The sequence below is a fragment of the Carboxylicivirga taeanensis genome (assembly GCF_051851475.1).
GTDB classification, from domain to species: domain Bacteria; phylum Bacteroidota; class Bacteroidia; order Bacteroidales; family Marinilabiliaceae; genus Carboxylicivirga; species Carboxylicivirga taeanensis.
On sequence record NZ_JBPUSJ010000002.1, the window covers coordinates 320,698 to 336,423 of the forward strand.

Below are 15,726 nucleotides of genomic sequence, written 5' to 3' on the forward strand. Positions count from 1 at the left end.
GCATAAAATAACTAGAAACATGTACAAGGACTTTAAAACACGTATCAAAGTTAAAGCAGAAATGGAAGATGCTTTTGCTGCCTTTATTAACCCATTTACCATTGAGCTTTGGAGCGGGTATCCGGCTGTGATGAGTAAAGAACCAGGCTCCGAGTTTTCCTTGTGGGAAGGAGATATTGTGGGGCGTGTTTTGGAAGTTGAAGAAGAAAAAAAGATTGTGCAGGAATGGTTCTTTGGTGAGCAGGAGGAACCTTCTGTGGTAACTATTAAGTTTTTTCCGCAAGGAGGCTCAAAGGTGCAAATAGACCTGTTGCACACAAATATTCCTGAAGAAGCCTATGACGACATTGTTGAAGGCTGGAATGACTATTACCTAGGGGCAATAAAAACCTTCCTGGAGCTGGAATAGCAGGCCTAAAAAGTAGGGCCAGACCATTGAAAGTGGCTTTCGGTAGTCTGGCTTAAAATAGCTTACTCAACGGCAACTTTAATCACAATCTTTTCAACCTTTGTTGGCGCATCAATGCTGATGCAAGGTGCATGTAGGTCTTCGGGGTAAAGTATGCAGCCCGTTCCGGCAGTTAGTCTGAATGAGGAATAGTCGGCTACTTTTGGAAAATGCAAGTCGTTTGTTGCATCGTAGGCAGCCTCCTTAATAACCCTGTTAATGGGGGCCACTAAAATCTGTTCCGTGCCTTTATGGATATACTGGATATCAATATATTTTTTGTGTCCTTCTATTTTAGCCTCGCTAATAGATTTGGTTTCATAGGTTTGGAAGATGGCGAACACCTTTCGTCCATCAATTTCAATTTCCACAGGAGCATCTTTTTTTACTCCCGCAAAAATATTGCTCAAGTCGGTTTTGCTTAAGTACTCGAGAGCGGTGCGGATTGAAGCACTGCCGGTTTGTTTGCTCAGCGTTGTTAGGCTGCCTAATATTGCCATTGTATCAATTTTAAGGTTGGTGTAAAGATAATGCATTTTTAGTTGTCGGAGACGCTAAAAATAAAGAGCCGGCGACTGAAGTCCGGCTCATTATCGGTTTAGTTGTGCAAATACTAGGTAAAAACATTGACTGGCAATGTTGGATTATATCGATTTTGGTTTTATTACTGACAGTGAATGTACCTTAGAACTAGTTCGCGAATTTCTTCATTTTTACCATATAAGCGCTCGCTAAGGTTGCTGTCTTCAAAGCCTTTGAGTTTGTTAATGGTGTGTGAAATAACTCTTTCCGGGAAGATGCCGTTTTTCTCAAAAAGATGCCTTTTATGCTCGAGTCGCACAGCAGATTCGTAACACGAAGTGGGCAGTTGTTCAAGGCCTCCCTCTGGCATTTTGTGAAAGATATTTCCGCTAACGTAGAGTTTCTCTGCTCTCTCCAGGCTGTCTGGTAGATTTAAACCATGCTCGGCTGCAGTAATTAGTCCTGCTATGGTCAGATGGATATTTGCAGAACCATCTGGTGCCCTAAATTCAACTGTTTGCTTACTATCAGTGGGCGCGGTCGTTATTTCTACACCAGGATTGGCATCATAAATCATTTGTTCAACTCCTCCGGTCCAGCCCAAAGGAACACGCACCAGGGCTGAACGGTTGCGATCGCCCCAGCAGATGTTGGTTGGAGCTTCCTGATGAGGTACCAGGCGCAGATATGAGGTAGGGATGGTGTTGCCAAAAGCAGTGAGCGCATCGGCTACATCAAGTATGCCGGCAATCACTTTTTTAGCAACCTCACTTAAGCCATCACTGCCCAGCATAATGTTTTTCCCGTCTTTTTCTACCAGCATGTGAAAATGAAGGCCGCTGCCAGCCTTGCCAACTGTAATTTTGGGAGCAAAACTGATCTCCACATTCAGTTTCTCGGCCAGCATACGAAGAACCCATTTGGCAATGAGCATTTGATCGGCCGCAAACTCCGGGTCAGTAGGTAAAAATTCGATTTCATGCTGCTCGTAAGCCTCATTGCCAGCAGTGAACGTGCCCACTTCGGCATGGCCGTATTTTATTTGGCCGCCGCATTGAGCAATCAGTTTAAGCGCTTCCTTGCGCATAGCTTCAAACTTCGCAAAAGGTTCTGATTCGTGGTAGCCTCTTTGATCAGATCCCGGGAAAATGCTTGAGCGCTCACTGTTTACGTAATATTCTAATTCACCCAGAAACTTCATTGACATTCCGGTAGCCTCCCTAAAGTGCTGGTGGGCTTTGCGTAAAATATTTTCGGGCGCCGATTCTAAGGCCTGACCTTTGTGATCGTAAAATGAGCACAAAATCTCCAGCGATGGTATTTCCGAAAACGGATTTAAAAATGCCGTGCGGTAGCGAGGTACCACATACAGATCGCTGCTGCCGGCTTCCATAAACGAAAAAAGACTGGAGCCATCCACACGCTCGCCTGCTGATAAAATGGCGTCAAGGTGTTCACGGCTGGAAGCAACGAAGTTCAGGCTTTTTAACCGGCCGTCTTCCGCAACATACCTGAAATTAAGCATTCTAATCTCATTCGCTTCCATGTATTTGATAATGTCTTCTTTGGTAAATTCAGAAGTGGGCTTCTGGAGATATCTGACAAGTGGATTTGGATTTAATGTTACTGATAAATTCATGGTTGTCATTTAATATTTTGAGAATTGCAAGATGCTAATTGTGAAAAGTCAATTTGATGATGAAAATCATATAGTTTATAAAAATGACATGTTTTAGAGCAGAATACAGGGTTGATGTGTCACCTCATTCAAAAAATAGGCATAAAAAATAATTCAGTATGGGGTTGCGTGAGTACTAGTAGAATATTTACTATTCAAAAAGGAAATAGTTACAGGTAGAAATTGTTGATTACATGGAAATGCGACTGGCGATTGGTGTGATTTTTGTATGTTTACTGCTTCAAAATTAGAAGGTATGCGTTTATTCGGAGTCATCGTTTTACTAATCCTTAGTTCTCACTTATTAAGTGCCCAAAATGAGGTGTTTGATCAAACTTCTATAAAGTTTACCGAACCAGAGAGCAGTATAGCCGTTGATAGTTTGGCAGTGACTGATTTTTCAGTAAATGTTGGACTGAGCGCATTTACCAATTTTGAAGGAGCATATGGTTTTAATACCTACGTGGCACCTACATGGTCAGTACTTCCCTTTAAAAAGTTTCAGGTGGATATTATGCCCTTTGCCAGTCGTACCAACTACTACAATATACCAGCCTGGGGCATGAGTGATGCAACAAGGCTTACATTGGACGAAACCATGCTTCAATTTGGGGTGTATGCTCAGGGCACCTATATGATCAATGAAAAGTGGTATGCTGGGGCAGGTGTTTTTCTGGATACTAATATTCCTGAAAGCTCCAACTCTTCGCTAAAAGGAGTCAGTAATTATGGTGCTTCAACTTATGTTGGGTATAAATTCTCCGATCATTTTAGTGCAGAGGTATCTTTTGGCGTGAGTAAATACCCATCATTCTACATGCCATCACCCGGATTTATGCCAATGGTACATCCCCGAAATCCGTATAATCGATTCTGATTTTTCAGAAGGACTCATACATATAGGTTAAGTAATTAGTGCATTGTTCATAAGGACCTGTCGAGTGGGCCTCAAGTTGTCTTGTCACTTTCAGATATAATTAATATCTTCAAGTAGCTCAATCTTAGTTATGTACATCCTAAATCTCATGCATTATGCTCAACATTGCTCTATTTGGTCCTCCGGGCGCGGGTAAAGGCACACAGTCCGAATTTCTAATTAAAAAGTACAATTTGTTTTACATCTCCACTGGCGATATTTTGAGAAAGGAGCTGGCTGAAGAAACAAAACTTGGACTCCAGGCAAAGCATATTATTGCGCAAGGCGGACTGGTTTCTGATGAAATTATTGTGCAGATCATTGAGAAAACCATCAAAAATAACCCCGATGCCAATGGATTTTTATTCGATGGATTTCCACGCACATTTGTACAGGCCTATATCTTGGAAGGGTTAATGATTAAGCTCAATACCAAACTTGATTTATTAATTAGCATTGAAGTGCCGGAAGAGGTATCTGTTGAACGCCTTTTACTGCGAGGAGAGACCTCAGGGCGCTTGGATGATAATGAGCAGGTTATACGCAACCGGCTGCGAGAGTACGATGAAAAAACCAAGCCTGTTCTCGATTTTTACAAGCAGCAAGGGACTTATGTTTCAGTGAACGGGGTGCAAAAAATTAAGAAGGTAACGTCTGATATTCGAAAAGCCGTTAATAAAGTGGTTGGGAAAAAGCAGGTGAACATTGTTTTATTTGGTTATCCTGGCTCCGGGCGCGGGTCCTTGGGCAAAGCTATCGCTGAAAAATACAAGCTGGAGTTTGTATCCACCGGTGATATGATTGATGAGGAAATTAGCAAAGGCACACCGCTCGGCCTGCAAGCAAAAGAGCTGTATGAGAACGGACAACTAGTACCTGATGAAATGGTGATCCGACTGATTGAGCGGAAGATTGAGCATTCGAAAAAGGCCAAAGGTTTTATTTTTAAAGGTTATCCACGTACTTTAGTTCAGTCTTACATCCTAGATGGAATATTACACAAGCACGATGCCATTATCAATAAGATAATCGAGTTAAAAGTGGATACGCTTGAGCTGATTAAGCGGCTCGATAGTAGGAGTAAAACAGCGGCCTGTATGCCGTATGATACCAGTACAGAAAAAATTGTTAAGCGTTTGCAGGAACATCAGGATAAAACCCTACCTGTAATTGAAAAGTACCGGGAGATACATGATGTGGTGGAAATTAATGGAACAGATGCCTTTGATAAGGTGATGGCGCGTGTGTCCTGTGAGATCGAAAGCAGCTTTAAAACTATGGATTAGATGGCGGTAAGGCACAGGCGGATTTCAAAGGGCAAGGGGATTACCAGTTTATCTGATTCCTTTTGTTAAACCGCAATGGACCACCAAAAAAGAAACCACCTCGCACAAATGAGGTGGTTCTGTTATTTTGATGTCAACCAAGCAGCGCCTATAGTTCAATAATTTTATCTTCTTTTGTTTGGGCATCCACAGCCGTAATAGCCGCCATGTCAACAATTTCGCGCACAGAGCATTGCTGTTGCAAAACGTGTATGGGTTTTTTTATGCCCAACAGAATCGGACCAATTATTTCTGCTTGCCCCAATTCGTTCATCATTTTATAGGCAATGTTTCCGGAGCTGAGGCTTGGAAAGATAACCGTGTTAACCTCTCTGTTTCCCAGTTTCGAGAATGGGAAACGACTGGCTCTAAGTTCGGGGTTAAAAGCATAATTGGCCTGCATTTCGCCATCAACCAGTAAATCGGGATAGTTTTCGTGCAAGTACTCCACAGCATTTCTTACTCTCAGGGGACTGCCATTGCGGGTAGAGCCAAAGTTGGAGTAGGAAACCAGCGCTACCACCGGCTCAATATTAAACTTTCTCACTTCGTTAACAGTCAATAGAGTTGTGTCGGCCAGGGTGCGGCCCGAGGGCTGGTAGTTAACCGTGGTGTCGGCAAAGAAGTATGGCCCTTTTTTGGTCATCACAATGTACATCCCAGCAATGTGGTTGAGCGTATTGTTGGTGCCTGCAATTTGAAGAGCCGGCCTTATTGTGTCGGCGTACTTATTGGAAAAACCACCGATAAAGCCATCAGCATCTCCATTTTCAACCATCATTATACCAAAGTAATTCGGATCAAGCATCTGATTGAGTGCTCCTTCTCTATTGAGGCCTTTGCGTTGTCTTTTCTGGTAGAGCAACTCGGCATAGGCTTGACGTCTGGAAGCCTGATCGGCTGCTTTATTATCGATGATTTCTAAATCGTGCACACTCAGGTTATTCTCTTTTGCGATTTCTTCAATTTTCTGGCGGTCGCCCAACAGTATAGGTTCGGCAATCTTTTGTGAACGAACAACTTCAATCGCTTTCAGAACTTTAAAGTTATCCGCATCAGAGAATATGATTCGCTTGAGGTCCGCTTTAGCCCGTGTTCTGATGTCGCGAATAAGTTTGTTATAGATGCCCATCCGTTTCATCAGATCAATTTTATATTGCTCCCAATCGGCAATGTCCAATCTGGCTACACCCGTTTCCATGGCTGCTTTGGCCACAGCAGGGGCTATTTCGGTGATCAGCCGTGGGTCAAGGGGTTTGGGGATGATGTATTCTTTACCAAAAATAAGGTTTTGACTTTTGTAGGCGGCATTCACTTTATCGGGGACATCCTTTTTAGCCAATTCGGCGAGCGCATAAACGGCTGCTTTTTTCATTTCCTCATTAATGGCTTTGGCGCGCACATCAAGGGCGCCTCTAAAGATAAATGGGAAACCCAATACATTGTTCACCTGATTAGGGTAGTCAGAGCGGCCTGTTGCAACAATTACATCGGGACGGGCAGCAATGGCTTCCTCATAGCTTATTTCCGGAACCGGATTGGCCAAGGCAAACACAATAGGATTGGGAGCCATGCTTTTGACCATGGCCTGATTCAAAACATTGCCTTTTGATAGACCAAGAAACATATCGGCTCCCTGTATCACTTCTTCTAGCGCGGTGAGTTCACTATCCTGGGCAAATTCAATTTTGTATTTATTCAGGTTCGTTCTGCTGGTTGTCATCAGCCCTTTGCTATCTAGCATCCACACATTTTCACGTTTCACGCCCAGGCTGATGTACAACTTGGAGCACATAATTGCCGAGGCGCCCGCTCCATTGACAACAACTTTAATTTCATCGATTTTTTTGCCGGCTATTTCTAAAGCATTGAGCAGGCCGGCGGCTGAAATGATGGCCGTGCCGTGCTGATCGTCGTGGAAAACGGGAATATCTAATTCTTGTTGGAGGCGCGTTTCTACTTCGAAGCACTCAGGGGCTTTAATGTCTTCCAAATTAATACCTCCAAATGTTGGCGCTATGGCTTTAATTACTTTTACCATTTCATCAACATTTTTTTCATCAATTTCAATATCGAAAACATCAACATCCGCAAATACTTTAAAAAGTAAGCCTTTTCCTTCCATAACAGGTTTCCCGGCTATCGGACCGATATCTCCGAGGCCTAAAACTGCGGTTCCGTTGGATATTACCCCAACCAGGTTGCCTTTTGCTGTGTAACGATAAGCATCGTCAGGATTTTGTTCAATTTCTTTGCAAGGTTCGGCTACCCCGGGTGAGTAAGCAAGCGATAGGTCGAGCTGTGAGCTGTAAGGTTTGGTTGGAATGACTTCAATTTTACCTGGCCGTCCATTTTCATGATACTGCAAGGCATCTTGTTTTGTGGTAGACATGTGTAGTTAGTTTTATATTGTGGCAAATGTTGAGATTTTAAATTAATTCTTAGTTGATAAATAGCCAGTTTATAACATAACTTATATCACTCTTAAGGTTATTGAAAGTTACCTATTCGGTTTTTCAAAGTCCAAAATATCTTTCGGAATCTTTAGAAAAAGATGCAGCTTTTTGCCTTTGCTCATAATTATCCAGGACGAAGGATAGTGGATTATTAATATTTGTTAAGTATTGAGGAGCGTGTTGGGGGCTATTGGGGCAATTAATGTGTTATTGCGGGCGTCAAGTAATTGAACAAGTTGTTATTATGAGTGTTTTCACTCAGTGGGTTGATTGAGAATAGTTGGGGGCAGCTGATTTGAAGAGACTTTTTTTACGAGACGTTTAAGTCGCTTGGCTCATAACAAATTATTAACTTTGCAAGCTGTAGCTAATGAAACATTAGTTAGCTGGTAAAAAATGGTAATAGAATAAAACTACTCACATCGGGTATATAAATTGGATGTAATATGTCAGTTGCTCAAAAAGGACGTAAAAAAGTGACCACTCACGTGTTGAGTGAGATGAAGATGCGCAGTGAGAAAATAGCCATGCTTACGGCTTATGATTATTCGCTGGCGAAGATTGTTGATAGTGCCGGTGTGGATGTGATTCTTGTTGGCGATTCAGCATCGAATGTGATGGCAGGATGGGAAACGACACTGCCTATTACGCTGGACCAAATGATTTACCACGGGGCCTCGGTTGTGCGTGCTGTGCAGCGTTCGTTGGTAGTGGTTGACATGCCATTCGGTACTTATCAAGGGAATTCTAAAGAAGCCCTCACATCGGCCATTCGAATAATGAAAGAAACGGCAGCCGATGCAGTTAAGTTAGAAGGTGGAAGTGAAATTCTGGAATCGGTGCAGCGCATATTGTCAGCTGGCATACCTGTGATGGGACACTTGGGATTGACCCCTCAGTCGATTCACAAATTCGGAACTTACACCGTGCGTGCCAAGCAGGAAGAAGAAGCTAAAAAGTTAATCGAGGATGCTCATTTACTCGAGGAGGCAGGCTGTTTTGGAATTGTGCTCGAGAAAATTCCCGCCAGCCTGGCCGGTCAGGTAGCCGGAGAACTAAAAATACCAGTAATTGGTATTGGAGCAGGTCATCAAGTTGATGGGCAAGTTTTGGTGTTGCATGATATGTTGGGCATAACTCATGAGTTTTCGCCACGATTCCTACGTCGTTATCACAACTTGTTTGCCGAGATTCAGGGAGCAGTAGGTAGTTACATCAATGATGTAAAAAGTGTTGACTTCCCCAATGAACGGGAGCAGTATTAGAAATGTGAACTGCCACTAAAATGACAAATAATAGGGGAGGTGAGCAGTGGTTGCCTTACCAGGTTTAAAATATAATTGATTGCATTAACGCTAAATAGCTAGAAGCGAATAGAATGAAAAAACTGGATATATTATACGAAGATAACCACATAATTGCTGTCAATAAGTCCTCGTCAGACATAGTGCAGGGCGATAAAACTGGCGATGAAACTCTGAGCGATCGGGTTAAAGCATACATAAAGAAGAAATACAACAAGCCAGGAGATGTGTTTTTGGGAGTGGTACACCGCTTAGACAGACCGGTTAGCGGGGTGGTGTTATTTGCACGCACCAGTAAGGCCTTGAGTCGGTTAAATAAGATGTTTCAGGATAAGGAGGTTAAGAAAACCTACTGGGCATTGGTGGCTGAGTTACCCGCCGAAGACAGTGGTCGCCTGAGGCACTATATTCTCAAAAATTCGGAGAAAAACAAATCCTATGCCTTTCCAAAGGAGCGGGCTGGAGCTAAAGAGGCCATCTTAAATTACAAACTGATTTCAGGCCTGAAAAATTATTACATGCTGGAGGTCGATCTGGAAACCGGACGTCATCACCAGATTCGCTGTCAGCTGGCAAAAATAGGCTGTCCGATTCGGGGAGATTTAAAGTATGGTTTTCCCCGTTCCAATAAAGATGGAAGCATATCGCTGCATGCCCGGAGAGTGGAGTTTATGCATCCGGTTAAGAAGGAGCTGATCACTATTGTAGCACCAACACCTGATACAGAAAACCTCTGGAAAGAATTTCGAAATGTAAATGAATAACTATAAGGTGGCCGTTAGCTTTTAGCTATCGGCCTTTTTTCAGTCCTTCACCGACAAATGATAATGGCAGCAAATCTTTGCTGCTTTTTATTTTATGGATGGCAGAGGCGCCAACAAGTATAATGTCGTAAGGTTGTTCAAAGCGTAACTCTGTCTCAAGCAGTACTTGTCGGCAAGCGCCACAGGGAGCAACCGGTTTGTCAATAATGCCATCTTGGTTCATTGCTATAATGGCAATGGAAGAAACGGGTGTATCGGGGAACTGAGCATTGGCATAGAACATAGCAGTTCGCTCGGCACATAAGCCTGAAGGGTAGGCCGCATTTTCCTGATTACTACCTGTGATTATTTCTCCATTTTCTAATAAAACCGCAGCGCCAACGCTGAATTCCGAATAGGGTGCATAGGCTTTGTGACAAGCTTTTTCAGCTGCATCAATCAGTATCTGTTCCTGGGCGGTTAATTCATCTTTCGTATCGAATGCCTCGATGCTTGTTGTCAGGTTTAGCTGTTTCATAATTTGTTAAATGGGCACGCAATATACTAATTAAAGCGGAACTGCAACAGGGAGGAAACAAAAAAGGAGACTCATCAGGTCTCCTTAGTATCATCTTGCTTAATGATAATTAAGCGTTGGTTGCTTTCTTTACGATTGCTTTGAAAGCTTCCGGGTGGTTCATTGCCAGGTCAGCAAGAACTTTACGGTTGATTTCAATGTTTTGAGCGTGCAGCATACCCATTAATTTGCTGTATGATACACCTTCAAGGCGTGCAGCGGCGTTAATACGCTGAATCCAAAGAGCACGGAAACTGCTTTTCTTCTTCTTTCTGTCGCGGTAAGCGTACTGTAAACCTTTTTCGTATGAGTTTTTAGCAACTGTCCATACGTTTTTTCTACGTCCAAAGTAACCTTTGGTTTGCTTTAAAAGCTTTCTGCGTCTTTCTCTTGACGCCACATGATTTACTGATCTTGGCATTTTAAAATCATTTTCGAATGGTTAGCGCCCCCTTTGGGAATCTTTTTCAGCTAATTCATTCTGGTTAAAAAAAATCGTTTCTCTTCCTTGAAATTTGAATTACTTCATGTTCAGTAAGAGCTTGATGTTTGTTTCATCAGCTTTGTGAACAGTGCCAGCATAGGTCAAATTTCTCTTCTGCTTTGTAGTCTTCTTAGTTAAGATGTGACTCTTAAAAGCATGCTTCCTCTTGATTTTTCCACTTCCGGTAATTGTAAAACGCTTTTTAGCACCGGAATTTGTCTTCATTTTTGGCATTATTCCTATATATTTAGTTATAAAAAATAAACTATTTATTCTTAGCACTTGCCTTAGGGGTAATGAACATTGTCATTCGTTTTCCCTCTAATTTTGGCAGTTGCTCTACTTTGCCAATTTCCTCTAAGTCCTGAGCAAAACGTAACAAAAGAATCTCGCCTTTATCTTTAAATAGGATCGAACGGCCTTTAAAGAATACATAAGCTTTTACTTTTGCGCCTTCGTTCAAAAACTTTTCAGCGTGTTTTAACTTAAACTGATAATCGTGATCATCGGTATTCGGGCCGAAACGAATCTCCTTAACAATAACTTTAACAGTTTTGGCTTTCAATTCTTTTTGCTTGCGCTTTTGCTGATAAAGGAACTTCTGGTAATCCGTTATCTTACAGACTGGAGGATCGGCGTTTGGTGAAATTTCTACCAAATCCATATCCAATTCGTCAGCAATCTTAATGGCCTCCATCGTAGGGTATACTCCTGGGTTTTCGATGTTGTCTCCAACTAATCGAACCTGGGGTACCCTAATGTTTCTGTTAATTCTGTGAGCAGGCTCCTTTTTTTCCGGACGCACATGCCTTCTGTTTGGTCTAGCTATTGTTAAACCCTCCTTTGTTTAATTAATACTTATTTTTCAATCTCTGAAAGCATTGTATTCACTTCCTGATTAATGAAATCGACGAAATCTTGTTGTGACATGGTGCCTTTATCTCCTTCGCCTTGCTTCCGAACGGCAACTTTCCCTTCTTCAGCTTCCTTTTCACCTACAATCAGGAGGTATGGAATACGCTTTAACTCGTTGTCTCTTATTTTCTTACCGATCTTCTCATTGCGGTCGTCAAGAACGCCACGAATATCGGAATTATTTAGGAAATTTAAAACTTTTTCTGCGTAATCATTATATTTTTCACTGATAGGCAGAATAACCACCTGTTCGGGGGTTAACCACAGCGGGAATTTACCGGCTGTGTGCTCAATCAGTACAGCCACAAAGCGCTCCATGCTACCAAAAGGTGCGCGGTGAATCATGACCGGACGGTGCTTTTGGTTGTCGCTGCCAATGTATTCTAGTTCAAATCGTTCTGGTAGGTTATAGTCTACCTGAATGGTTCCCAACTGCCATTTACGCCCCAGGGCATCTTTTACCATAAAGTCGAGCTTTGGACCGTAGAAAGCGGCTTCTCCATATTCGATAATGGTATTCATCCCTTTTTCTTCGCAAGCTTCAAGAATGGCTTGTTCAGCTTTATTCCAGTTATCTTCGCTGCCTATGTACTTCGAATGATCGTTTTTATCGCGCAGTGATACCTGCGTAATATAATCTTTAAAGTCAAGGGCCTTAAAAATGTAAAGGATGATGTCTATCACCTTCTTGAATTCATCCTTCAACTGATCGGGGCGACAGAAAAGGTGAGCATCATCTTGAGTAAATCCTCTAACCCTTGTCAAACCATGTAACTCGCCACTTTGCTCATAACGGTACACCGTACCAAACTCAGCAAATCGAATGGGTAAATCCTTGTAGGAGCGTGGCTTTGTTTTGTATATCTCGCAGTGGTGCGGACAGTTCATAGGTTTAAGTAAGAACTCTTCGCCTTCAGCGGGTGTGTTGATGGGTTGGAACGAGTCTTTGCCATACTTAGCATAGTGCCCCGAGGTAACATACAGCTCTTTATTGCCAATATGTGGTGTTATTACGGGTTCATAGCCGTATTTAACCTGTACGCGTTTTAAGAAATTCTCCAAACGTTCGCGCAGCCTGGCTCCTTTAGGTAGCCACAAAGGCAACCCTTGCCCAACTTTCTGTGAAAAGGCAAAAAGTTCAAGTTCCTTACCTATTTTTCGGTGATCCCTTTTTTGAGCTTCTTCCAGCATATGTAAGTGCTCTTCCAGCATCTTAGCTTTTGGGAATGAAATAGCATAGATGCGTGTCAGCTGCTTACGGGTTTCATCACCTCGCCAGTAGGCACCTGCCACACTTAACAGTTTAATCGCCTTAATTGGAGCTGTTGAAGGTAAGTGGGGGCCACGGCATAAATCGGTAAAATTCCCTTGTTTGTAAAAAGAGATGGTGCCATCTTCCAGCTCACTAATCAGCTCCAGCTTGTACTCATCATCTTTTTTGGTGAAATAATCCAATGCTTCCGCTTTGGGGACTTCACTGCGAATGTATTCTAGTTTCTGGCTGGCCAGTTCCTTAAATTTCTTTTCAATTTTTGGCAGGTCAGCATCCTTAATCACCTTATCGCCTGTGTCAATATCGTAATAAAAGCCATTTTCGATGGTGGGGCCTATGCCAAATTTAGTACCAGGATAAAGAGCCTCAATCGCTTCAGCCATCAGGTGAGCCGACGAGTGCCAAAATGCGTGTTTCCCTTCTTCATCTTCCCACTTATGCAGCTTAATGCTGGCATCGGTGGTTATAGGGCGCGTTAAATCCATTAAGGTATCATCGACCGTAATTGATAAAACTTCTTTAGCCAAACGCGGGCTAATACTCTGCGCAATTTCTAAACCAGTTACGCCTGCCTCAAACTCTCTGACACTTTGGTCCGGGAAGGTAATTTTTATCATGCTACTTTTGCTTAGATTTTTAAAACACGCAAAGATAAATAAAACGCACGAAAGCAAAGAGATGTGGTGCTTTTTTTTAGCAATATTACTTTGAAATGGCAAATGCTGTCAAAATCCATTGTTTTATAGCTAGGTAATTTGTTAGTTTTGACATTCTTATAAATTAAAACACTTTTAAGGTATAAATATTTTACAAATGAAGTACTTAAGCATTTTAGTTGTAACATTACTTTTATCGCTGGCCGCACAGGCACAACAGCAGCATGTTTCGCTGGACGATATAACCAGTAAAGGAACCTTCTATGCCCGTTCGGTCAATGGGTTGCGTTCAATGACTGATGGGGTTCACTACACCACCCTCGAAGAAGGCAAGCGCATTGTTAAATACCAGTATGCTACCGGTAAGCAGGTTGCAGTGGTGTTTGATTTGGATAAGAAAATGAAGGGGGAGTTCGATATACAGCGCATCGAAGGGTATGAGTTTAATAATGATGAAAGTAAGATTTTGCTCTATACCAATGCTGAGTATATCTACCGTCACTCATTTAAGGCCAATTATTATGTCTATGACATCAAGTATAACGAGATGAAGCGGCTGTCGGAAGAAGGAAAGCAGCAAATCGCTTCTTTTTCCCCCAATGGTGAGATGGTGGCTTTTGTGCGCGACAATAACCTGCACCTGTCGAAGCTGAAGTTCGGAACCGAAAGTGCTATTACGAGCGATGGCGAGTTTAATAAAATTATTAACGGGATGCCCGACTGGGTATATGAGGAGGAGTTTGGCTTTAATAAGGCCTATGACTGGTCGCCCGACAGCAAAGAAATTGCGTTTATTCGTTTTGACGAATCGCAGGTGAAGGAGTTTGCTTTTCCACTCTATAAAGCCTCCCATCCAAGCAACGAAGAGTATAGTCTGTATCCCGGACAATATAAGTTCAAATATCCAAAAGCTGGTGAGGCCAATTCGGTGGTAAGTGTGCATGTGTTTAACATTAAAAACCGTACTACAAAAACGATGGATATTGGTGAGGAAACTGACATCTATATTCCAAGGGTACGTTTTACCAAAACAGAAGGCAAGTTAGGCATCATTAAAATGAACCGTCACCAGAACTACCTGGAGCTGATGATTGCCAATACCAACTCAGGAGTATGCAATACTGTTTTTACAGATCGGGATGAGCGTTATATTGAACAGGATGTGTTAGATAACCTGCAGTTTTTGGAAGATGGTGAGCATTTCGTATATGTGGGTGAGATGGATGGATACAATCATATTTACCTTTATACCATGGCCGGTCGTCAGGTGCGTCAGATAACCAAAGGAGAATGGGATGTGACCGATTATCTGGGGTATAACGAAAAGACCCGCATGTTCTATTACCAAGCAGCCGCTAAGTCGCCTATGCAGCGCGAAGTATATGCTATTCGTAATGATGGCAAGAAGCACATCGACTTTTCGAGCGTTGAAGGTACTAACCGTGCTGTGTTTAGTAACGGGTTCAAATACTTTATTAACTACTTCTCTAATACACAAACACCCACACAGGTAACACTGCATGATAGTAAAGGGCGACAGATTCGTGTATTGGAAGACAATAAGGCATTGAATCAGCGAGTGGCTCAGTTTGAGATCAGTCCGAAAGAATTCTTTTCGTTCACCACTTCTGAAGGAGTGAACCTGAACGGATGGATGGTGAAGCCATTAAACTTTGACGCCAACAAGCAGTATCCGGTGCTGATGGTGCAGTATAGCGGGCCAAACTCTCAGCAGGTAGTCGACCGTTGGGGATTAGGCTGGGAGCAATACCTGGCGGCAAATGGTTACATGGTGGCCTGTGTGGATCCGCGCGGAACAGGTGCTCGTGGAGAAGAGTTTCGTAAGTGTACCTATATGAACTTAGGAAAACTGGAGTCGGACGACCAGATTGAAGCAGCAAAATACCTTGGCTCGTTAGAATATGTTGATGCATCGCGCATTGGTATATGGGGCTGGAGTTATGGTGGCTTTATGTCGTCTTTGTGCTTGAGTAAATCAGATGTGTTCAAAGTAGGTATTGCGGTGGCTCCGGTCACCAACTGGCGCTACTACGATTCGGTTTATACAGAGCGTTACATGCGTAAGCCACAAGAAAATGCGCACGGTTATGATGATAACAGCCCCATCAACCATGTGGAGGATTTAAGCGGACGCTTATTTTTAATTCATGGTACAGCCGATGATAACGTACATTTTCAAAATGTAATGGAATATGTGGATCGTTTGGTACAAGCAGGGAAGCAGTTTGATATGTTTGCTTACCCGAACCGTAATCATAGCATTTATGGGGGCAATGTAAGAAATCACCTGTATAAAATGAAGGCCGATTACCTGTTCAGAAACCTGTAAAAGAGCCTGCGAAAATAAAGTTAAGCCCCGGTGTGATGCCGGGGCTTTTTTATTATTAGTTAAGAAGCATTTTCTATGA

At 42.6% G+C, this 15,726-nt stretch carries 14 protein-coding genes; 6 read left to right on the forward strand and 8 right to left on the reverse strand.

What is annotated here, in order from left to right; genetic code table 11:
* Positions 1 to 19: 19 nt before the first annotated feature.
* The gene (locus ACSX1H_RS04845) at positions 20 to 409 is read left to right on the forward strand and encodes an SRPBCC domain-containing protein (protein WP_439182607.1); all 390 of its coding nucleotides are present in this window, start codon (positions 20 to 22) and stop codon (positions 407 to 409) included.
* Positions 410 to 471: 62 nt separating this feature from the next.
* Here the strand turns inward: ACSX1H_RS04845 and ACSX1H_RS04850 are convergent, their stop codons facing one another.
* Both ACSX1H_RS04850 and ACSX1H_RS04855 read right to left on the reverse strand, forming a co-directional pair.
* On the reverse strand, positions 472 to 948 hold the full coding sequence (locus tag ACSX1H_RS04850; RefSeq protein ID WP_439182609.1) for a NanQ anomerase/TabA/YiaL family protein: 477 nt from the start codon (positions 946 to 948) through the stop codon (positions 472 to 474).
* A gap of 164 nt (positions 949 to 1,112) precedes the next feature.
* Positions 1,113 to 2,609 (reverse strand): glutamine synthetase family protein, encoded by a 1,497-nt coding sequence (locus ACSX1H_RS04855; RefSeq protein WP_439182610.1) that lies wholly within the window; start codon positions 2,607 to 2,609, stop codon positions 1,113 to 1,115.
* 295 nt (positions 2,610 to 2,904) lie between these two features.
* Here ACSX1H_RS04855 and ACSX1H_RS04860 point away from each other — a divergent pair, with 295 nt between their 5' ends.
* Positions 2,905 to 3,525, forward strand: a complete 621-nt coding sequence (locus tag ACSX1H_RS04860; protein ID WP_439182611.1) for a hypothetical protein — start codon at positions 2,905 to 2,907, stop codon at positions 3,523 to 3,525.
* A 155-nt stretch (positions 3,526 to 3,680) separates the two neighbouring features.
* On the forward strand, positions 3,681 to 4,850 hold the full coding sequence (locus ACSX1H_RS04865) for an adenylate kinase (protein WP_439182613.1): 1,170 nt from the start codon (positions 3,681 to 3,683) through the stop codon (positions 4,848 to 4,850).
* Between the two features lie 148 nt (positions 4,851 to 4,998).
* Here the strand turns inward: ACSX1H_RS04865 and ACSX1H_RS04870 are convergent, their stop codons facing one another.
* Positions 4,999 to 7,281, reverse strand: coding sequence for an NADP-dependent malic enzyme (locus ACSX1H_RS04870; RefSeq protein ID WP_439182614.1), 2,283 nt, complete (start codon positions 7,279 to 7,281; stop codon positions 4,999 to 5,001).
* Positions 7,282 to 7,791: 510 nt separating this feature from the next.
* Between ACSX1H_RS04870 and panB the strand changes: the two genes are divergently transcribed.
* Entirely contained in the window at positions 7,792 to 8,610 is an 819-nt protein-coding gene (panB, locus tag ACSX1H_RS04875; RefSeq protein ID WP_439182615.1) for a 3-methyl-2-oxobutanoate hydroxymethyltransferase, read from the forward strand.
* A 113-nt stretch (positions 8,611 to 8,723) separates the two neighbouring features.
* A complete protein-coding gene (locus tag ACSX1H_RS04880; RefSeq protein ID WP_439182616.1) occupies positions 8,724 to 9,413 on the forward strand; it encodes an RluA family pseudouridine synthase in 690 nt (229 codons plus the stop codon).
* A gap of 25 nt (positions 9,414 to 9,438) precedes the next feature.
* On the opposite strand, the gene cdd is transcribed toward ACSX1H_RS04880, so the two are convergent.
* The 5 genes from cdd to thrS all read right to left on the reverse strand — a co-directional run bounded on the left by cdd (position 9,439) and on the right by thrS (position 13,258).
* Positions 9,439 to 9,930 carry a cytidine deaminase gene (gene cdd / locus ACSX1H_RS04885; RefSeq protein WP_439182617.1) on the reverse strand — a complete coding sequence of 164 codons (492 nt, stop codon included), beginning with the start codon at positions 9,928 to 9,930 and terminating at the stop codon, positions 9,439 to 9,441.
* Positions 9,931 to 10,039: 109 nt separating this feature from the next.
* Positions 10,040 to 10,390 (reverse strand): 50S ribosomal protein L20, encoded by a 351-nt coding sequence (gene rplT, locus ACSX1H_RS04890; protein ID WP_212228208.1) that lies wholly within the window; start codon positions 10,388 to 10,390, stop codon positions 10,040 to 10,042.
* A gap of 99 nt (positions 10,391 to 10,489) precedes the next feature.
* Positions 10,490 to 10,687, reverse strand: a complete 198-nt coding sequence (rpmI, locus tag ACSX1H_RS04895; protein ID WP_212187852.1) for a 50S ribosomal protein L35 — start codon at positions 10,685 to 10,687, stop codon at positions 10,490 to 10,492.
* Positions 10,688 to 10,718: 31 nt separating this feature from the next.
* A complete protein-coding gene (infC, locus tag ACSX1H_RS04900) occupies positions 10,719 to 11,258 on the reverse strand; it encodes a translation initiation factor IF-3 (RefSeq protein ID WP_439182619.1) in 540 nt (179 codons plus the stop codon).
* Positions 11,259 to 11,311: 53 nt separating this feature from the next.
* A complete protein-coding gene (gene thrS / locus ACSX1H_RS04905) occupies positions 11,312 to 13,258 on the reverse strand; it encodes a threonine--tRNA ligase (RefSeq protein WP_439182620.1) in 1,947 nt (648 codons plus the stop codon).
* 196 nt (positions 13,259 to 13,454) lie between these two features.
* On the opposite strand from thrS, the gene ACSX1H_RS04910 reads away from it, so the two are divergent.
* Positions 13,455 to 15,647 (forward strand): S9 family peptidase, encoded by a 2,193-nt coding sequence (locus ACSX1H_RS04910; protein ID WP_439182621.1) that lies wholly within the window; start codon positions 13,455 to 13,457, stop codon positions 15,645 to 15,647.
* Positions 15,648 to 15,726 lie beyond the last annotated feature (79 nt).